The organism is Gordonia sp. LMA167 (assembly GCF_058130025.1).
Genome location: NZ_CM176708.1, coordinates 5,224,589 through 5,244,803, shown reverse-complemented (window position 1 = coordinate 5,244,803; position 20,215 = coordinate 5,224,589). Strand labels below are relative to the sequence as shown.

Annotated in this window: 18 protein-coding genes; 8 read left to right on the top strand and 10 right to left on the bottom strand. The window is 58.6% G+C overall.

Translation table 11 applies throughout. The features are described 5' to 3' along the window. Window positions 1–27: 27 nt before the first annotated feature. From ACVT6V_RS23895 to ACVT6V_RS23865, 7 genes are all read right to left on the bottom strand, one after another. Window positions 28–2,151: a type IV secretory system conjugative DNA transfer family protein gene (locus ACVT6V_RS23895; RefSeq protein ID WP_489896573.1), complete on the bottom strand. Its 2,124-nt coding sequence runs from the start codon at window positions 2,149–2,151 to the stop codon at window positions 28–30. Then, window positions 2,144–2,347, bottom strand: a complete 204-nt coding sequence (locus ACVT6V_RS23890) for a hypothetical protein (RefSeq protein ID WP_489896572.1) — start codon at window positions 2,345–2,347, stop codon at window positions 2,144–2,146. The genes ACVT6V_RS23895 and ACVT6V_RS23890 overlap by 8 nt, the downstream gene beginning before the upstream one ends. Before the next feature lie 161 nt (window positions 2,348–2,508). Beyond that, complete coding sequence (locus ACVT6V_RS23885; RefSeq protein WP_489896571.1) at window positions 2,509–2,703, bottom strand: hypothetical protein; 195 nt, start codon at window positions 2,701–2,703, stop codon at window positions 2,509–2,511. Then, a complete protein-coding gene (locus tag ACVT6V_RS23880; RefSeq protein WP_489896570.1) occupies window positions 2,700–3,272 on the bottom strand; it encodes a hypothetical protein in 573 nt (190 codons plus the stop codon). The genes ACVT6V_RS23885 and ACVT6V_RS23880 overlap by 4 nt, the downstream gene beginning before the upstream one ends. Then, on the bottom strand, window positions 3,269–3,526 hold the full coding sequence (locus tag ACVT6V_RS23875) for a hypothetical protein (RefSeq protein WP_489896569.1): 258 nt from the start codon (window positions 3,524–3,526) through the stop codon (window positions 3,269–3,271). Before ACVT6V_RS23875 ends, ACVT6V_RS23880 begins: the two co-directional genes overlap by 4 nt. After that, the gene (locus ACVT6V_RS23870) at window positions 3,526–3,870 is read right to left on the bottom strand and encodes a hypothetical protein (protein WP_489896568.1); all 345 of its coding nucleotides are present in this window, start codon (window positions 3,868–3,870) and stop codon (window positions 3,526–3,528) included. The genes ACVT6V_RS23875 and ACVT6V_RS23870 overlap by 1 nt, the downstream gene beginning before the upstream one ends. A gap of 35 nt (window positions 3,871–3,905) precedes the next feature. Further along, window positions 3,906–4,103, bottom strand: coding sequence for a hypothetical protein (locus tag ACVT6V_RS23865; protein ID WP_489896567.1), 198 nt, complete (start codon window positions 4,101–4,103; stop codon window positions 3,906–3,908). Window positions 4,104–4,314: 211 nt separating this feature from the next. On the opposite strand from ACVT6V_RS23865, the gene ACVT6V_RS23860 reads away from it, so the two are divergent. After that, window positions 4,315–4,590 (top strand): hypothetical protein, encoded by a 276-nt coding sequence (locus tag ACVT6V_RS23860; RefSeq protein ID WP_489896566.1) that lies wholly within the window; start codon window positions 4,315–4,317, stop codon window positions 4,588–4,590. Beyond that, a complete protein-coding gene (locus tag ACVT6V_RS23855) occupies window positions 4,587–5,180 on the top strand; it encodes a CYTH domain-containing protein (RefSeq protein ID WP_489896565.1) in 594 nt (197 codons plus the stop codon). Before ACVT6V_RS23860 ends, ACVT6V_RS23855 begins: the two co-directional genes overlap by 4 nt. Window positions 5,181–5,304: 124 nt before the next feature. Here the strand turns inward: ACVT6V_RS23855 and ACVT6V_RS23850 are convergent, their stop codons facing one another. The 3 genes from ACVT6V_RS23850 to ACVT6V_RS23840 form a co-directional block, all read right to left on the bottom strand. Then, window positions 5,305–6,792, bottom strand: a complete 1,488-nt coding sequence (locus ACVT6V_RS23850) for a deoxyguanosinetriphosphate triphosphohydrolase family protein (RefSeq protein ID WP_489896564.1) — start codon at window positions 6,790–6,792, stop codon at window positions 5,305–5,307. 633 nt (window positions 6,793–7,425) lie between these two features. Then, window positions 7,426–8,298 (bottom strand): SIR2 family protein, encoded by an 873-nt coding sequence (locus ACVT6V_RS23845; protein WP_489896563.1) that lies wholly within the window; start codon window positions 8,296–8,298, stop codon window positions 7,426–7,428. Window positions 8,299–8,573: 275 nt separating this feature from the next. Continuing rightward, window positions 8,574–9,092 carry a CYTH domain-containing protein gene (locus ACVT6V_RS23840; RefSeq protein WP_489896562.1) on the bottom strand — a complete coding sequence of 173 codons (519 nt, stop codon included), beginning with the start codon at window positions 9,090–9,092 and terminating at the stop codon, window positions 8,574–8,576. Between the two features lie 385 nt (window positions 9,093–9,477). Between ACVT6V_RS23840 and ACVT6V_RS23835 the strand changes: the two genes are divergently transcribed. Genes ACVT6V_RS23835 through ACVT6V_RS23810 form a run of 6 tightly spaced genes read left to right on the top strand, consistent with a single transcriptional unit; the run spans window position 9,478 to window position 20,212 of the window. Then, a complete protein-coding gene (locus ACVT6V_RS23835; protein ID WP_489896561.1) occupies window positions 9,478–11,910 on the top strand; it encodes a type I restriction-modification system subunit M in 2,433 nt (810 codons plus the stop codon). After that, window positions 11,907–13,055, top strand: coding sequence for a restriction endonuclease subunit S (locus ACVT6V_RS23830; protein ID WP_489896560.1), 1,149 nt, complete (start codon window positions 11,907–11,909; stop codon window positions 13,053–13,055). Before ACVT6V_RS23835 ends, ACVT6V_RS23830 begins: the two co-directional genes overlap by 4 nt. Then, entirely contained in the window at window positions 13,052–13,786 is a 735-nt protein-coding gene (locus ACVT6V_RS23825; RefSeq protein ID WP_489896559.1) for a TIGR02391 family protein, read from the top strand. The genes ACVT6V_RS23830 and ACVT6V_RS23825 overlap by 4 nt, the downstream gene beginning before the upstream one ends. Then, window positions 13,783–16,878: a type I restriction endonuclease subunit R gene (locus tag ACVT6V_RS23820; protein ID WP_489896557.1), complete on the top strand. Its 3,096-nt coding sequence runs from the start codon at window positions 13,783–13,785 to the stop codon at window positions 16,876–16,878. The genes ACVT6V_RS23825 and ACVT6V_RS23820 overlap by 4 nt, the downstream gene beginning before the upstream one ends. Next, window positions 16,865–17,587, top strand: a complete 723-nt coding sequence (locus ACVT6V_RS23815) for a M48 family metallopeptidase (protein WP_489896556.1) — start codon at window positions 16,865–16,867, stop codon at window positions 17,585–17,587. Before ACVT6V_RS23820 ends, ACVT6V_RS23815 begins: the two co-directional genes overlap by 14 nt. Continuing rightward, a complete protein-coding gene (locus ACVT6V_RS23810; protein WP_489896555.1) occupies window positions 17,588–20,212 on the top strand; it encodes a TrlF family AAA-like ATPase in 2,625 nt (874 codons plus the stop codon). It begins immediately after the preceding gene. Window positions 20,213–20,215: the final 3 nt, after the last annotated feature.

The following is a 20,215-nucleotide window of genomic DNA, read 5'->3' as shown; positions in this document are numbered from 1 at the left end:
GAATGCCCTGTCCTGGGATGTAGCTGGTCATGACGCACCCCCTTCCGTGTCGGATCGCTTGGTGCGGCCGAAGGATTCGCGGGAGGATCGGCGTTCGGTGAGCGACAGCAGATCGGCTTCGACGTCACTGAGCGGCTGACCGTAGCGCTCGCGGGAGCGGCGTCGGATTGACTCGGCGGACCGCACGGGGTCGGGCATCTTCGTGGTGGTGACACTGACCCATGGGCCGGGCGTGTTCTGGTGCAGGATCTGGGCGTACGCGTGGTAGGCAGGCAGTGCTTCGAAGTCGGCGGGTTCGAGCTGGCCGCTGGTGAGGCTGGCGAACTCGCGGGCGTCAGGGTGACTCAGTTGGAAGGCGATGCGCGTCCTGGCGTTCGCAGTGACCGCTTCGCGGATCGACTTGGGGAGCTGGCCGAGGTGCTGGTGCGCGAGCGTGTAGCCGACGCCAAGGCCACGGGCTTGAGCGAGCGCATCGCCGATATCACCGGGGAGCCGGAGGTAGTCTTGGACCTCGTCGATCAGGATCGTGACCGGGTGCCGAGACGGAGGCGGCTGCGAGGCCCGGGCGAGGGTCGCGGTCCACAGTTGCGAGACGATCAGGGAACCGAGCAGCGCGGCAGCTTCGGGGCCGATCTTGCCCTTCTCCAGACTCACAAGCAGGATGCGGCGCTTGGTGAATACGTCGGACAGATCGAACTTGGGGCGGCGTTGGCCGAGGATGCCCCGCAGGCCGGGACGCAGCAGGATCGGGCGAACTCGGCGCAGCAGTGGCGCGGTGGCCTGTGCCTGCTCGTTTTCGCTGAGACCCTCCCACCACGCCCAGAAACCACCCAGACCCATCGGGTCTTCGCGGGCCACTCGGCCGACGATCGAGCGCCGAAAGCCGGGATTGGTGAGCAGCAGCGGCAACATCGCGATCGATGCGTCACCGCGCCGGGCGAGCGTCAGGAGGCTGGCGTGCAGGACATCTTGCGTGCGTGGGCCCCACGCGTCGGCCCACAGCGAGTGGAAGACGCCGAGAGTGGTGTCGGCCGCGAGGTCTGGATCGACGGCACCGACCAGTCCGTTGATGCCGATGGGCGCAGGGTCGGTGGCGTCGACGACTGCGATGTCATCGAGTCGTGATTCGTCGCCGCGCTGCAGGATGTCGTCGATCAGATCACCCTTGGGATCGATCACCACGACCCCGCGTCCCGCAGTGATATCTGCCAGGGCGAACTGACCCAGCAGGTTTGACTTGCCCACTCCGGTCGGGCCCGTGATGGCGATACCGGACAGCGAGTCGCGTACCGAGATCCCAACGCAGCGATCTGGCTGTGCGGTCGATACGCCGAATACCCGACCTTCCTTTGGGGTGCTGGCCAGAGTCGGGAGCAGCTTCGGATGTCGCGACGGCACACCGGGAAGTGGCGCGGCGTCACGATGAGCGATTGGCCAGGCCGTCAGTGCGACCACCTCACTGACGCTCAGCGTCGTCGTCCAGAACCAAGGCGCACGAGCGCGGTCGAACGATGCAGTGGCTATGCGGGTGGCGGTGAGCTGTGCGTTCGGCGCATTCAATCCGCGAACCGCGGCGATGACACGATCTGCCAGCCGACGAGCCCTGTCGTCATCGCCAGCCGTTGCGGCCACGCGGATGGCGCAGGCGAACCGAAACTCGCGGAGCTTGGCCGCGGCGTGTGTGCGGTTGTCGCCACGCACCTGTTCAGGGGGTACCCGGGGCGCCTTGCGTGGTCCGAGCACTACCTGGAGGTAGACGCGCTCATCACTGCCGGCGACCGCCAGGGCTCCGAGGACCCCTCGTGTCACCGACTCGGTGGATTCGTGTGCCAGCGGACCATCAACGCCGGACCGTGATCGAACGCGCACCTTCGCCGCGATATCCGCTCGCGGACCGGCCGCGAGGAACTGCGGTTCGTCGACCACGAGGCCAGGAAGATGGGTCATCAGTACCTCGATCACCTGGTGGCGGTAGCGCACCGGCATTCCGACGCGCCACCGCACCTGGCGATTGCTGCCCAGCGCCTCGATGACGACCTGAGGTTGTCCGCTGAGTCCAGCCAGCGCGACCACGGCGGCATGCGCAGCCTCGATCGATAGTGGAGCGGGGATCGACAAGGTGACGAAAGCCAATCGGTTGGCCTCATTCATCGCCGGTCTCCTGGCGCTCCGCGCGGCGTTCGACCTCTTCCTGTGCTTCTTTCTCGGCCTGTGCGACCGCGATGGCAACCACCGTGCGGGCAATCCGTCCCAGATCTGGGTCGGAGCGGAGCTGGCTGCGAATCCGCATCTGCCGATTCCTGCCGCGCTTCTGCGGTTGCGATTTGCGTGAATGCTTTTTGGACATAGTTAATACACCCTCCTTTCGGTGGTTACCTGATAATCTGAATGGCGATTGGTGTGCTGCATTTATGCAGCGGCCATGCCCTTACTATGAGCTGCACGAATGCAGCGGTCAATATGTCCTGCGCATTCCACAACACCGGCTGGAACTCGGGCTGATCTGAACTACCAGCGTCGAAAATGTCGATAAATGACTGCGGAAGATCCGCCGACAATTGCGACGGTCGCGATGGTGATGCAGAGCGGAACCCAGATCGCTTGCAGGATGTAGATGGCACCGTAAAGCGCCATGGCGCTGACGAATATTGCGATGCAGGCGTTGAGCAGCCGGCCCCCGAGCCCGCCGGGGTCGCCACTCACGACGACTCCCGGCGGATCTCGCGAAGGATGCCCTGCTCGAACCCGTACAGCTGACATTCGAGGTCGAACAGCTCCTGATCGGCCGGGAACCGACGGACTACCGCGTTGATGATCACCTGGCCGAGCGTGTCGGCCCTCAGGAACGCGTACTCCAAACTGTCCGTGCTAAACCCATCTCGCTCCAGCTCGGACAGGTGCCACAACGCCAGCTCGTATTCGTCGGGCAGCGAGAAGCTGAGGCCACGTTCGACGTGTGCCACGTCGTGCACGAATCGCCAGGCGAAGTTGGCAGCGGGTGAAGTCAGGATGACCGAGGCTGAGTTCTCCGACGACACCGGCAACGACCCGCCCGACTCCGCCGAGCGGGAGTATGCGGCGCACAGTTCCGGATAGGTCGACGGCGCGTCCAGCCGTGGCATCCAGGCAAAGCCACACTCTCGCGCCTTCGTCGTCGCAGCGGAGAATACCCACCGCGTCAGCGTCCGTCTGGCCCGATCGATTTGCTCGGTCGAGATGTAGTCGGACTGAACGCCGAGCATCATGTCGAGGTTCGGTGTCGTGTCGGTCATCTCTGACCTCCGCGCCCCACACAGCGCGCGCACTGGCAGAACACGCCGTGCGGAGCAGCCGTATTGCTCATCTGCTGCACTGCTGAATAGGTCAGACGGTTGATACGAGCCTCAGCCAACCTGCGTTCCCGATTGACGCGGGCGATCTCTATTTGACGGTCGGACTCGTCGCACACGTTGATGAGGAACCTCGCAATGAACAGCATCGCCAAGATCGCGGCGGCGACCACGAGGATGATAACGAGTGCGGTCATCACCGGTTCACCGCCCGGCCCGTATCCGCGACGATCTGGCCGATGCCTATGACGGTCATGGTCTTAATGAAGTCAAGATCGCCGGACGCTGCCGGGGCCGCCAACGCAAGTTGCTGCTGCATCTGTGACACCAGGGCGACCTGCTGCAGGGCATACGCGCCGGTTCGGGCGACGGCGTCGATTCTGGCCTGCTGCAGTTCGCCAGCTGCCGCCACACGAGCGGTGCTGACCTCTGTCGAGTAGTTGATGGTCGCGAGGTCGCGGGCGGTTTGACGGGACAGCCGGCCTCCGACGGTTGCCTTGGTCGGAGGCATGGACTGCACGTAGGGATCGATTGATGACATTGCGGGTTTCTCCTGTGTTACTTGATGGGGTGGGATCAATCGGCCCAGTCGTGCTCGAGATTGAGCGCGTCGCCGAGACCGAAGCGGCGGCAGTTGTTGCGGAACTCTTCGGAGTCGTGAACCTGACGTCCGAGCGTCGCCTGAGCTATCGTCTCGAGCTCGGCAAGCACTTCTGCGGAGGCATCAGCCAGCACATCGTGCACCAGCCGATGGTCCCGGTTAGCGATGTCCATGGATCGCCCTCCTCGCGTGTTCGCACGGCAACTGTCAGTGATGGTTGATACCCTCTGTTGACCTATCGCAAGGAGTAGGGTCGAGGATCAACATATCGCTGGCAGTATCAACATATGTTGATACTGCCAGCATAAGGCCGGGAGTTGGCCAACGGCAAGCAGGAGGGATCAATGTGTGACTAGTGGTACTGGTGAGGCGGAAGGTCGCGTCGTGGCCGAGTTGCTGAGCTCGCCTGCGTACCGACAGAGTGCCTCTGACAGGCAAGCGGAGCTGCTCGACGCGATTCGACAATTGCACGTCGAGATCGAGACCTTGCAGCGTGATCTATCGCGCCTGATCGAGGAGGCCCAAAGGCAGGGGACAAGCTGGAGTCGCATCGGCGAAGCCCAGGGGGTGACCGCACAGGCAGCCCAGCAGAGGTTTAAGCGCTGGAAACGAGCTCAAACGGAAGACAGCGATCGGCCGAGACAAAGGAGAACGAAATGACATCGTCGGAGAAACCCGTCTACGAGCGTGAGCGCAAGTTCATCGTTTCCGAGAAGTCAATCCTCAGTGGGCTGACCTGGGAATACATCGTGCAGGGATATATTTGGAAAGCAGGAGGTTTCGCGATCCGCGCACGCGTCATCCAAGACCCCGTACGTGAATCAGGTGAGCTCAAATATGAGGACCGAGGCGGAAAAATTACGGCGAAAGGACCAAAGTATGGCGATGAGCGTGAGGAGTACGAGATCGATGTCCCTGTGTCGTTCGCTCAAGGGATCATCGATCTATCCGAACTGGTCATTCGTAAGCGCCGCTACCACCTCGTCGATCCCGAGTCAGCGCAGGTATGGGACATAGACGAGTTCGAGGGTGACAATGAGGGTCTAGTCGTGGCGGAGCTGGAGGCGTTGAGAGGCGCAGACCACGACGCCGAAGACGACGATGTTCGCGCGGCGAAGATGCCGAAGTGGGCCTATCGCGAGGTCACTTCGGACAAGAGGTTCAACAACGAGAACCTAGCGTCGTATCCAGTGTCTAAGTGGGACACGGAAAGCGACTGGAAGCCGGAGTCTCCCTGGGATTGGGACTGACCCCACTACGGGCCGTTCGAGAGCCTCGACGCGTGCCGCAGGCTATCGAACGGCCCATGCATTATAGCGGGGGTGTTTACAGGTATTAAGAGACATCCGCTGCACAGCAGAATGAAGCACGAAACTAGACTGACAGCCAATACGGCGCAAGGGCCGACGTAGAGTCTCCTGTGATCCGCTGGTGTAGTAAACTAGTTTGGCGATCAGTTAAGCTACAAATGAAGTCCACAACTCCTCGCGCTGCTATTTGCTCTCCTGCGAGACTAGGTCCCAGTTCATCCGCGATCTCAAGATGGCTGCCAATGTACTCGCGTAGTCTTGATGGAAGCTTACGTTGCGCCAGCCAGGAGTCATTGTCGCTGAATGATTTCAGCGACATCTCAAGCAGATATTCGAAAACCTGTCTAATAGCGGTGGATTGTCCCCTTTGCATGGTTTCGACAACCGGATCGTGAATCACAAACATCCAGGTCGTTGCCTTCAGTAGTTCTGCTACGATCCGCGCCTCGCGATCGATAACGAGGCGCTCAAATGCGGGATCTCCGCTGTTAGAGAGGGTGCACCAGGACTGCAGCAAGGTGGTGATCTCGCTGCCGAATGCGTGAAGCTGCGCGTGGGAGCGGCGAGATCCGTTAAAGGCCGTATCTGGCAGCTTTGGGACGACGTGATCGGAAGCCAGATTGATAATCTCGTCTTTGGTAGGTTTGCCCACAGATTCTTTATATGCTTCGAGCCTTTTCTGGGTAAGCGATACTAGCTGGTTCCAGGTGCTATCGGCAGATTCTTCCCTACTTGACCACTCTTTCGCTAGCGAATCGAGAGGGATACGCCCCGCCCGGAAAAAGTCTTCGACATCGTGAACGGCGTAGGCGATATCGTCCGCCCAATCCATTACTGCGGCTTCGAGGCTCTTATCGTAGTGACGATCGGAGATCTTCAGAAAGTAGCCGTTCGATGACAGATGGTCGTAGTACGAGCGCTCTGTTTGATAAAACCCCCACTTGCGGGCAAGGTCGGGTTTCGCTTCGGGATGTTCACCACGCTCCCAGGGATACTTCGCCGAAGCGGCCAGCGACCGCCAAGTCAAATTCAACCCTGTCTGTCCCGAATCCTCCGGTTTGCGCATACTGAGACGAGCAACAGCCCGAAAGCTTTGGGCGTTTCCCTCAAAAGAGTCCGAAAGAAGTGGGCGGGGCGGTGCACTGGAGAGTCTCATGCCTACTGCCAACACTTCTTGTAGTACAGACTCTGCTGCATGCCCAAATGGTGGGTGGCCGAGGTCGTGTATGAGGCCTGCCGAGGCGCATACGGTCGGACTCAAACGGAGTTGACGCGACGCGCCAACTCCGTTTGAGTCTGCGTATGAATGGAGCAAATACTTCGCAATCCGAGCGGCCATCTGCGAAACCTTCAGGCTATGGGTCAGCCTGTCGTGAAACACATAATCGGATTGAGGCGAGATTACCTGAGTAACACCTGCGAGTCGCCTGAACTCTGGTGAATACAGCACCCGGTCGAAGTCAATCTCAAAATCGCTTCGATAGCTCGTATCCGCCGGTGCGTCAGAACTCGGGTCGAATGGCCGGACAATGCCGAACGAGTTATCGGTCAACGAAACAGAATTCGACTGTTTGGCCTATCGAAGTGCCCGCCAAGTTCGGAGTATACGAGCTTGGCAGTCGACATGCTGACCTTTGCAGAATCACTCAATCGTTCAAGGAATTCGATGGGTGATTGAAACGTCTCTTGATCGGCTAACGAGAGGGCTTCAGACTTAGTCGTCTCCCAGTTCCTACGGCGCCTATCGGCGCGGCCAACCTCTCGTTCGATAGCTCGCGCTGATATGCGTGATTCTGAAACCAAGCTGCCCATGATTGCCTCCCTACCGATTGCCGCCGGCGGAGGTAAGTTCAGGTCGTGGCCACATGCGGGGCAATTGGCCGTCTCGTGCAGTGAGGGTGTAGGACGTCGTTCCATATACACTTCCCATTATCACGATATGTCTCCTTTTGTCAATCTTTGGGATGGTCACGGTCTCGCAGCATGGCCCGATGCGTCGATGCGTCGATGCTGCGGGTCATCGTACTGACGCCGTGTGACAATGCACGGTAAGTGGGGTCATTCCGCGTGGCCTCTAGGGTGTAGGGGTCGGTTCGGCCGGGTCCGTATATGCGGTTGACCTGAGGCGATTCGCCCGAGGCGGCTTCTGCGTCCCAGGGCTCAGACAAGGTTCTCGCGCGACGGATCATGCGAAAGGCTCCAGTGCGACTTGAACGCTCCGTGCGGTACCGTCACGGGCTGAGTCTGCGACATGGCGCAAATCGAAGCTAGGTGTTCGCCCGGCGTGGGCGAGCAGCCACTGGCCGGTGAGAGTGCGATGCCAGTTGGTGCTTCTAGACACGATGACGAGCCGCTTAGCCATGTCGGTGCGAGCCCACTGCACCAGGAGGCCGTTCACGTGCTCATCGGCGAATGAGTACCCGATGATCACGAGCTTGCTCTTGGTGGCGAGTTCTGAGCGCCATCGCCACAATAAATCGAGATATGGGCCGCGTGTGGTTAGCTTATTCTTTCCACCAAATATAATTCCAGGTTCTGCTGGGTCGACGGTCACAATTCTTCGACGGTAGTTATCGTTAGCGTCGCGTTGCCATGAAAGCGATCCATGCAACTTAAAGAGGGCGATCCGTGAATCATCGAATTGCTCTGGGCTACCTTTTATCCATTCATCAAGTCCGTCATCGTACAGAATTCCTCGTTTATCGCATAGTGATTCAATTGCTAGATCATAGTTCAAGGTTGCAAGAGCGAGTTGATCTGTGTGGTTTGGGGCTAGTTTGAAGAGGTGTGCAAGATACTCAAGGTCGCCGCCTGGTGGAATTGCGAGAAGCTCGGCGACAACGTGTGGTAGTTGTCCGCGTAGTTTGCGTAGCAGCGCGTCGGTTGACGATTGTGGCCTAATCGCCTCAACTAACTGCGCCGACCACTGTGACCAGTTCTCGTTGATCGTGTCGGTGGCCCCCCGCGATGCGTCAGAGAACTTCTCTTGCAGAAGACGTGCAACGCGCTGGCTTGTCGCCCGTGATACATCTTCAGCGTCGTCCAAGTACTTCAGCATTGGACTCCAAGATGCAACGAATGGCGCTATGTCTGACATACTCCGATCGATGAGTGCATCAATTGTGTTCGCGATATCCTCAATTGTCGGCCATGCGGGCGATCCGCCGGCGATCCGGGTCGATGCCGATTGCATGAGGCAGCCAGCATGGACTGCGTCGAATATCGCATGGAGGCGCGGGTCTGTTAGCTTATCGCCGACTCTCTCAACGAGTTGGCCAGAGGTGGGAATGCCGCCATCCATTGAAGCGCCAGCACCCAGGAGGACGCTGACGTCTACCATTTTTGTATCCAGGCGGGGTCGTCGTAGGCTAGGTTCTCGTTGTTGTACGTTGCATCAGATGTCACCTCGTATGGGGCCCACTTAGGTACCGCGATGGAATTGATGAAGGCTTCATCATGGGCGTGAACCTCAGCGATGATTAGCCCCGCGTGCCTCCCGTGGAACTCGTCGACCTCCCAGAGGACCTCACCAACCTTACAGTGGTGACGGGTCTTGTCGATAGCGTGTTGCTGGGCTGATCCGAGGAACTCGTTCAGCGTCGATAGGCTGTCTGCGCGGTCATCGCTCGGGATTCCATCGAAGATGGCCGTCCGGATTTCAGGCCGTCCGGACCCGCTTCGAGGTCCTTTGATCGTGATGGTGTGCTTGTAGTCATGTGGATCGTCCTCTTGCCGGATTCGGACCGACCACTCAGACCCAAGACGCCAATACACTTGATGGATCTTGACCGATCGTGAAAATGGCAAGCTTGGCAGGGCGTCGGCGCGAAATCTGCGCTCGTAGGTGCTCATCAGTCTCCTGGTATGTCCGGTGCCGAGATCTTATAGCGCATCCCGTTTGTCGGACCTGGTTCGAGCGGATCAGCAATGGGCTCTCTTCCGGGTGTGCACCGCAGCCGGAACTGCGACTGTAGCTGCTCTTGTGTCTCAATCGATGAGTGCGTACCAACCTGTGGAATCAGTCGGCTGATAGGCACGGCAGGGTGTGTCAGGCAGCAATCTTGATCTCGCAGCCGCTGTCTTGGGTGATGTCGCCGTGTCCGGCATCCAATGTCCGACAGGTTTGACATGCTGTTCACGCGTCGATGCAGCACGAGTGTGATTCTTCGCACATTTGTTCGAACTAATGGTAAAATGGCATCAGAGTATGCCTGGAGAAAACAAAGGTAGACCAGCTGTGGCACTCAAGAAGTCGGACCTCTACTCATCCCTGTGGGCAAGTTGCGACCAGCTTCGAGGCGGCATGGATGCCTCGCAGTACAAGGACTACATCCTCACGTTGCTGTTCGTGAAGTACGTCTCCGACAAGGCGAAGGCCGACTCGGCCAGCCTGATCGACGTTCCCGACGGTGGTTCGTTCGACGACATGCTGGCTGTGAAGGGTAAGCCCGACATCGGCGACAGATTCGACAAGATCATCGGTGCGCTGGCGCAGGCCAACGGTCTCGTCAACGTGATCGACATCGCGAGCTTCAACGACGAGGAGAAGCTCGGCAAGGGCAAGGAGATGGTCGATCGCCTTTCTAAGCTGGTAACGATCTTCAACGATCTCGACTTCCGAGGTTCCCGCGCCGAGGGCGATGACCTGCTTGGTGACGCCTACGAGTACCTCATGCGTCACTTCGCCACGGAGTCCGGCAAGAGCAAGGGTCAGTTCTACACCCCGGCCGAAGTATCGCGAATCCTCGCGAAGGTCGTCGGCATAGGTCCGAGCACGCGCCAGGATCAGACCGTCTACGACCCGGCCTGCGGTTCCGGCTCGCTGCTACTCAAAGCGGCAGCGGAGGCGCCGCGCGGTATGTCGGTATACGGCCAGGAGAAAGACAACGCCACCTGGGCGCTTTCCAAGATGAACATGATCCTGCACGGCAACGAGATCGCGGAGATCTATAAGGGCGACACCATCACGAGTCCGCACACCGCAACGGGAAACCACCTCAAGACATTCGACTTTGTGGTCATGAACCCGCCGTTCTCCGTGAAGTCATGGAACAACGGCCTCCAGAACGACTACAACCGCTTCGAGTACGGTCGTCCGCCTGAGAAGAACGGCGACTACGCGTTCCTGCTCCATGCGCTGACATCTCTCAAGAGCACGGGCAAGGGCGCGATCATCCTGCCGCACGGCGTGCTGTTTCGCGGCCACGCTGAAGCCGGCATCCGCAAGCGACTCCTGCAACACGGCTTCGTAAAGGGCATCATCGGCCTGCCCGCCAACTTGTTCTACGGCACCGGCATCCCCGCCTGCATCGTCATCCTCGACAAGGAGAACGCGGTCGGACGCGCTGGCGTGTTCATGATCGACGCGTCCAAAGGCTTCATGAAGGACGGCAACAAGAATCGCCTCCGTAGCCAGGACATCCACAAGATCGTCGACACGTTCAACAACCAGCGTGAGATCGACCGCTACTCGCGCATGGTGCCGATGAGCGAGATCGCCGACCCGAAGAATGACTACAACCTCAACATCCCGCGCTACATCGACTCCTCTGAGCCCGAGGATCTACAGGACTTGCACGCACACCTGCACGGCGGCATCCCTGATCGTGACCTCGACCTACTCGACGAGTACTGGCAGGCCTTTCCGCAGCTGCGCAAGCAGCTCTTCACTGCGAACCGCCCGGGATACAGCGATCTGGCACTTGACGTCAGCGAGGTGCAAAAGGCAATCCTCGACTCACCCGAGTTTCAAAAGCTCGCAGGCGAAGCGCGGTCTATTACTGCTGATTGGTTTGACGATCATAGAGACACACTCGCGGCGATCGACGCCAACACGAAGCCAACCGACCTGATCGTCACGATCGGCGACGATCTACTGGATCGCTTCAAGCCGATGCCGCTGCTCGACGAGTACGACGTCTACGAGCAGCTCATGGCCTACTGGCACGACACGATGCACGACGACGTCTACCTGATCATGGCCGACGGCTGGCCAGGCGCTGCCAAGCCGCGACTGACGATCAACGACAAAGAACGCAAACTCACCGAGGAACCTGACCTCACGATCGGCAGCGGCAAGAACGCGCAGAAGTACAAAATGGATCTCATCCCATCAGCCCTGGTTGTGGCCCGCTTCTTCGCTGATGAACAGGCCAAGATCGACGAGCTGACCGCTGCTGCTGAAGAAACCACCCGCGCGGTCGAGGAATACATCGAAGAACATGCGGTCGAGGACGGAATACTCGCCGATGCTATGGACGACGACAAGATTTCCAAGGCACTCGTGGCCGCACGTCTCAAGGCGATCAAGAGTGGCGGAGATCCCGACGAAATCAAAGCATTGCATCACGCCATCAAGCTGTACAGTGCAGAAGCCGCCGCCAAGAAAGCCGTCAAAGACGCCCAGGCGGAACTCAACTTCGCCGCGCTCAAGAAGTATGGCGACCTGACCGAGAACGACATCAGGACGCTGGTGGTCGACGACAAGTGGCAGGCCACCGTTGTGCGCCGTGTTGCTGGCGAAGTCGAAGCACTCACTCTTGACCTTGTCGCGCGCATTCAGCAGCTCGGCGAGCGGTACGCGGCGACTGTCGGTGACCTCGACGCCGAGCTGACAGGTCTTGAGGCGCAGGTCTCGGCCCACCTTGCCGCAATGGGGGTTGAACTGTGACCGAAACCTGGGCTACTTCAACCGTAGGCGAACAATTCGACATGCAGCTCGGGAAGATGCTCGACGCAGCCAAGAATGTTGGTGTTCCAAAGCCATACCTGGGGAACCGGGCAGTTCAGTGGGGACGAATTGACGTTTCGGCTGGAGGCGTTGTGCCTATGACGCGTTCAGATCTAACGCGTTACCGTTTGAGGGAGAATGACCTTCTGGTATGTGAAGGTGGCGAAGTCGGGCGAGCTGCAATCTGGCGAAACCAGTTGCCCGAGTGCTACTTCCAGAAGGCGCTTCATCGACTGCGCCCGAAGAGGGGCTACGACGCACGAGTGATGCAGGCTTTGCTGCAATATTGGTCCTCTACTGGCGCGTTCTCTGATTATGTAACTCAAACAAGCATCGCTCACTTGCCGCGTGAGAAGTTCGTTCTGATGCCGCTGCCACTACCTTCCGTAGCCGAGCAGCGTCGGATTGGCGATGCACTCCAGCATGCCGACGATCTGATCGCGACTCTCGAACGCCTCATCGCCAAGAAGCAGGCGATCAAGCAGGGCATGATGCAGCAACTCCTGACCGGCCGCACTCGCCTACCATACTTCACCGCTTCGTGGGCTGAGCGGTCTCTTGGTGAAGTGGCTCGTATCAAAACCGGCTCCAGAAACAACCAAGACAAGAAGGCTGGCGGGCAGTATCCCTTTTTCGTCAGATCTGCGACGGTCGAGCGTATTGACTCCTACTCGTACGACTGCGAAGCCATACTCGTGCCAGGCGAGGGCGGCATCGGATCGATCTTTCATTACCTGAACGGGAAGTTCGAAGTGCACCAACGTGTGTACAAAATTAGTGATTTCGCGGTGGATGTGAACGGAAGATTTGTCTATTACTTCATGCGTCAGTACTTCGGCGATCACGCGATGGAGAACAGCGTCAAAGCCACGGTCGACTCGCTCCGTCTTCCGACCTTCAAGAACTTCGGTTTACGACTGCCTTCCCGTGACGAACAAAATGCCCTCGTTCGGGTGCTAGATGATGCGGAGTCAGAGGTGGCGGTACTCGAAAATCGACTCACAAAGGCCCACGCGATCAAGACTGGCATGATGCAGCAACTCCTGACTGGCCGCACCCGTCTGCCTGTGGAGGTGACGTCGTGAATGTCGAGTGGGTTGTTGCTGAGCTGGACAAGTTTATACAGCAGACTGTGATGCGTAACGCCAGCAGCTCAGGCAACGGTTGGGTGTCGATCTCGAGTGCGGACGTTACGGCGGCGCCAGATGTTGAAGTCACGAAGCAAGCAGCGGTCATCGAGCAGATTCTTGATCGAGTACTTCCGCATTGGCGCACCGACGTTCCGGAAGATTCTGCTAATAACCGATGGGCGCAGCATCGCGAGGCGGCCATTCGTGCGCGAGAGGAGCTCGTTCGCAAGCAGGAGATTGAGGAGAACCTTGGCGAGAACGCGCCAGAACTCTCTGCCGCCGAACTTCATCCGTGGATATGGGAGGGTGCCAAGTCGCTCTGGCAGTCGGGCCACTATCGTGAGGCTGTCGGTGGAGCGATTCGAAAGCTAAACGCTGAAACGCAGAACAAAATCGCTCGTCGCGATGTGAGTGAGACCGACCTGTTCAAGCAGGGGTTCTCGCTTGATGAACCGAAGCCTGGAAAGGTACGCCTGCGCCGGATGAAGGACGATGGTAGCGATACGTACAAGTCGGTGCAGCGTGGTGCAATGAGCCTGGCTGAAGGTGTCTTCGCTGGTATCCGCAACCCGCTGAGCCACGAAGCCGATCAAGAACTCCCGGAACAGGGAGCACTGGAGTACCTGGCCGCATTGAGCGTGCTTGCACGCTGGGTTGACGCGTCTGAGGTGGAGGTTGCCTCGTGAGTGATGTGGGCCAGATCGAACGCAAGGCACAGGATCGCGTTGTTCGACTGTTTCGCGAGCAGCTTGGCTACGAATACCTCGGCAATTGGGAGTACCGCGACGGAAACTCGAACATTGAGCGGCAGCTTCTGATTCAAAATCTTAAGGCGCGCGGTTACGACGACAACCTCATCAATCGTGCCCTCGACAAGCTCGCCAAGGCTGCAGCGGTGGGTGCTGGGCATGACTTGTACGAGGCCAACAAGGATGTCTACAGCCTGCTCCGCTACGGCGTGAAGGTACAGCCGGGCGCCGGTGAGAAGTCCGAGACTGTCTGGCTGGTCGACTGGGCAACGCCTGAGGCGAATCACTTCGCGTTAGCCGAAGAGGTTACGATCGCTGGGGAACACACCAAGCGCCCCGACATCGTGTTCTACGTGAACGGTCTCGCACTGGGAACGCTTGAGCTCAAGCGATCGAAAGTCGCAGTCTCTGAAGGTATCCGGCAGACGATCGGCAACCAAGACAAGCAGTTCATCCGCTCGTTCTTCTCGACCGTTCAGTTCGTCTTCGCCGGCAACGATGTCGAAGGGCTGCGCTACGGCGTGATCGACACACCTGAGAAGTACTGGCTGGAGTGGAAACAGCCGTCGGACGTCGAAGACCCACTCGACCGGGCCCTGCTGCAACTGTGCAATAAGGATCGATTCCTGGAACTCATTCACGACTTCATCGTGTTCGACGCTGGCGTGAAGAAAGGTCCGCGTCACAACCAGTATTTCGGTGTGAAGGCTGCGCAGGAGCGCATCGCCAAGCGTGAAGGCGGGATTATTTGGCACACCCAGGGCTCGGGTAAGAGCTTGACGATGGTGTGGCTGGCCAAGTGGATTCGGGAACATCAGGACGATGCGAGGGTTCTACTGATCACCGACCGCACCGAGTTGGACGACCAGATCGAGGGCGTGTTCAACGGCGTCAACGAGCAGATCTACCGCACCAAGAGCGGCTCAGACCTTATCGGCACCCTCAACACGTCCGAAGAGTGGCTGATCTGCTCGCTGGTGCACAAGTTCCGCGGAGCCGACACCGACGCCGAGGATGACGACGCGACAGCTGACTTCATCAAAGAACTTAACGCTAAGATTCCGAAGGACTTCAAGGCCAAAGGCAACATCTTCGTTTTCGTCGACGAGGCGCACCGCACGCAGTCGGGCAAGATGCACACCGCCATGAAGGAACTGCTGCCTGGAGCGATGTTCATCGGCTTCACCGGCACACCACTACTCAAAGCCGATAAGGCAACCAGCATCGAAACATTTGGCTCGTTCATCCACACCTACAAGTTCGACGAAGCCGTCGAGGACGGTGTGGTGCTCGACCTGCGATACGAGGCGCGAAACATCGACCAGGACCTCACCTCGCCCGACAAGGTCGACAAGTGGTTCGAAGCCAAGACCAGGGGCATGACCGACCTATCGAAGGCCGAGCTGAAGAAGCGCTGGGGCACGATGCAGAAGGTTGTGTCCAGCGAGCCGCGTGCCCGGCAGATCGTCGACGACATCCTGATGGACATGGAGACCAGGCCACGCCTGATGGAGAAGCGCGGCAACGCCATGCTGGTCGGCTCATCGATCTACCAAGCCTGCAAGTTCTATGAACTGTTCAACGCCACTGACCTCAAGGGCAAGTGCGCGATCGTCACCAGCTACACCCCGAATGCCAGCGACATCTCCAAGGAAGACTCCGGCGAAGGTAAGACCGAGAAGCTGCGCCAATATGACATCTACCGACGCATGCTGGCCGACTACTTCGGCGAGTCCGAAGACGCCGCGATGGGCAAGGTCGAGCAGTTCGAGAAAGAAGTCAAGGAGCAGTTCGTCAAAAGCCCCGGGCAGATGCGACTGCTGATCGTGGTCGACAAGCTCCTGACGGGGTTTGACGCACCCAGCGCCACGTACCTCTACATCGACAAGAAGATGCGCGATCATGGCCTGTTCCAGGCGATCTGCCGTGTCAACCGACTTGATGGCGAAGACAAGGACTACGGCTATATCGTCGACTACCAGGACCTCTTCAACTCACTCGAAGACGCCATCACCGATTACACGTCCGGTGCCCTCGACGGGTACGAGAAGAAAGACATCGACGGCCTGCTGAGTGACCGCATCGAGAAGTCACGCGAAGACCTCGATGACGCACTCGAACGTATCCGCGCGCTCGTCGAGCCTGTCGCACCGCCCAAGGGCACGCTGCAGTACCAGCAGTACTTCTGCGCCAAAGACCAGGGCAACGCCGAGCAGCTCAAAGCCAACGAACCGAAGCGTGTCGAACTGTATAAAGCAGTGTCGGCGGTATCCCGCGCGTACAGCAATCTTGCCAACGAGATGACCGACGCCGGCTACAGCGAGGCCGAGGCTGCCGCGATCAAGACGGAGATCGCGCACTACATCGATGTGCGTGCCGAGGTGAAGCTTGGCGCTGGCGAGGATATCGACTTCAAACAGTACGAAGCCGGGATGCGCTACCTACTCGATACCTACATCCGGGCAGACGCCAGCGAAGTCGTGTCAGATTTCGAAGACACTGGCCTGGTCGACTTGATCGTCAAGCTCGGGGCGGGCGCGATCGACAAGCTGCCACCCGGGATCAAGAAGGACCCCGAAGCGGTCGCCGAGACGATCACCAACAACATGCGCAAGGTGATCATCGACGAGCACGCCATGAACCCGAAGTACTACGACAAGATGAGCGAACTGCTCGACGCCATCATCGAGGAACGCCGCCAACAGGCCATCGACTACCAGGCATATCTGGCCAAGCTGCTGGAAGCCGCCAAGAAGCTCGGCACTGGCGTAGGAACCGGTCACGACTACCCGGACTGGGTAAACGACGGTGCTCGCAAAGCACTTGTCGATTTCGCCTGGCCTGACGTTGCGATTGCACGCAGCCTCGACGAAGCAGTGCGGACGACGAAGCCCGACGCGTGGGTCGGCAACCCGCTCAAGGAAAAGGTCGTCAAGAGGGCGCTGCGCCGGACCCTGCCCGACGACTACGGCGACGACAAGCTCGATGAGGTATTCAATCTGGTGAAGACTCGCGATGAGTACCGCTAGCGCCTATCTCAGCATTCGAGGCATCGATGTCGATGTGATCTACAAAGACATCAAGAACCTCCACATCGGCGTCTACCCGCCACTCGGTCGCGTCCGCGTCGCAGCGCCGAATCGGCTCGACGATGAGCAGGTGCGTCTCGCGGTCATCCAGCGACTTCCGTGGATCAAGCGCCAGCGTGAGCAGCTCACAGCCGCTCCGCGCCAGAGTGAGCGTGAGATGACAACGGGGGAGAGCCACTACGTATGGGGCGTTCGTAAGCGTCTCAAGGTCGTTGAGCGTCCCGGCCGGGCGCACCTCGAGCCGGAAGGTGATCGACTCGTCCTCTATGTGCCGCCCGGGACCGATTCCGAGAAGCGCCGCAGCTACCTCGACCAGTGGTACCGCGAACAGCTTCGACATGCCCTACCCGATTTGATCACCACCTGGGAGGACAAGCTCGGCGTGACCGTCCCCAAGTGGTCGATTCGACGCATGAAGACCAAGTGGGGGTCATGCAACCGCGAAACCAGGCACATCTGGTTCAACGTCGAACTCGCCAAGAAACACCCCGACTGCCTCGAATACATCGTCGTCCACGAGATGACGCACTACTTCGAACGCAACCACGGGGAGCGGTTTACGACGTTGATGGACCAGCACCTGCCGGATTGGCGGAGTCGTCGAGACCAATTGAATGCTGCACCGCTTGGTGCAGAGGAGTGGGAATAGGTGCCAGTGACTGATCCATTGCCGGGTGCTCGTTGGGTGCGGGCGGCACTTCAGGTAAATCCTTACGAGTACAAAGGCAAGAATCAACCATCGACGTCTTTTAGTTCGGAGGCTGATTACAACAACGCGCTGCTCGACGAATGTGAAACGCTCGGAATCGGATTGATCGCAGTCACTGATCACTGGTGCGCTGAGAGCGCAGCGGGACTAATTGGGGCTGCGGCCGAGCGTGGAATTATTGCTCTCCCTGGATTCGAAGCGAACTCGTCAGAGGGAATTCACATTCTTGTCATATTCGATGCCGGGACAAGTTGGGCAGAGATCAATGCAGCCATCGGAATCTGCGGATCGAAGCCCGGAACCGGGTCGGGCCCTGGATCGTGCGGTTACAAACATATCGTGGAGAAGATGTCGGAGCTGGGAGCGCTGGTTGTGCCCGCACATGCCAACGCAGACCCGAGTGGACTCTTGTGCAGGATGAGTGGTCAATCTTTAGAGCAGATGATTCTGCACCCGGACCTGAATGCTATCGGAATAAGTCCTGACCTTACTGACGCGGTAAATCAAAACAAGATCGCTTCAAACCAAAAGCCTTTCGAGCGCAAACATCGATTGGCAATTCTTCATGCTGACGATGTAATGGGTCCTTCTGATCTCAAGAAGCTCGGCTCGACGAGCTGGTACAAGATGAGCACGGATTCGCTTGAGAGCTTGAAGCACGCAATCCGGACACCCGAGACTCGAGTGAAACTCAACGACCCCACGGCAGTTCCTCGCACCCTACTGCGCGAGATCTCGTGGACGGGCGGATTTCTCGACGGGGTTACACTTCCGCTTTCGGAGGACTTGACTACGTTCATTGGTGGACGTGGTACGGGCAAGTCGACGGCGATCGAGAGTCTTCGATTTGCGCTCGGAATCGATCCGATTGGAAAGCAGGTTTCTGACGACTTCAGACTCATCGTACGAGAAGTTTTGAAATCGGGCACCATTGTACGGGTTGTTGTCGAAACATCGGTGCCGACACCGCAGAGGTACACTATCGAGCGAGTCGTGAACGAGCCGTCTGTTGTCAAGGATGCGAGTGGAACCGCCACTAATCAGAGGCCCGAGGACATACTTCCAAAAGTCGAAATCTATGGCCAACATGAGCTTGCGGAACTTGCGACAGATTCTGAACGTGTCGCCACAATGCTGCAGCGCTTTACGGGATCAGATGGGCCTGACGAAGCGCATCAGAAGACACTGGCCGATCTTACGGAAAATCGCGAGAAGCTGAACAAAGCCGAGAATTCGAAGATGCTGCTTGAGGAGGAGTTGTCAGCGATGACGCGCCTCGAGGAACAAGTTCGCCAGTACGACTCGACTGATGTGCCTACTAAGCTTGCTGATCAACAGAGGCTTGCCCATGACGAGGCGGTATTCACGGAGGCGTCATCGCGGTTTGACGATGTCCGAGCTGTCGTGGATGCCATTGCTGACCCGCAGCTGGAAAACGGTCTAAATGCTCCGTATGAGGGAATTGACGACTCATCCCAGAAGGCGATTTTGGATCGCGCAACGGCGGCAACATCGGAGCTGGCGTCGAAACTTGCCGCACTCGCGGCGCAGGCTCAAATTGCGCTAAATGACGCTGAAGCAGCTGTATCCAAGGCGAAGGAAGACTGGATCAAGGCAACTGCCGGGAAGCGCGAGGAGTACCAGGAGGTGCTTCGAGTCCTTCATGAGCAAGGTCTGAAACCAGACAAGTTCGTCACGACAAAGCAGAACCTTCAGGCACTTAAGGCAAAAGTTCCACGACGGGAACAGATCGATGCGACTATCCATGATCTGAAGGCCGAGCGAGTCGTATTGCTGGGTGAGCTTCACGATCATGAGCATCGACAGAGGGAGCGACTCCGTGAGGCCGTTCGCTCCGCGAACAAAGCCACCGCAGGAGTCGTAATTGTGCAGCCGGTCCCGACGCAACACCGGGATCACATCAAAGCTGTTGTGAACAAATCCGTCACTGGTCAGCGCAACAACATCATGGCGGCCATCGATTCCGAAGATTTCTCGCCCAGGTCGTTCGTTGCAGCAGCACGCAAGGGTGCCGACGATCTGGCCGGCTTTGGAGTCAAAGGGGCCCAGGCGCACAGCGTAATCGATGGAGGAGAAGCACTATTCCGGGCGCTGGAGGAGCTGAACGTTGGCCTCGCTGTTGACGTGAAGCTGGACGTAGGCTTCGGCAGCGGGACGCGTGATTACAAGAGCATGAGTCGACTCTCGAAAGGTCAGAAGGCGACAGCTCTGCTACTTCTGTTGCTCACGGGCTCAGATGCGCCGCTCATTATCGACCAACCAGAGGACGACCTAGACAATCGGTTCGTGTACGACGGGATCGTCACGAATCTTCGTAGTCTAAAGGGCAAACGCCAGATCATCGCGAGTACGCACAATGCGAACGTTCCGGTTCTCGGTGACGCTGAATTGATTGTGACCCTGGAAGGTGACGGCCATCACGGTTGGCCAGCCGAAGGCGGGATCGGATCCCTTGACGACAAGAAGATTCGGTCCTATGCGGAAAACCTACTGGAGGGCGGCCCGGACGCATTCAACGCACGACAGCACCTCTACGGGTTCTAGGGA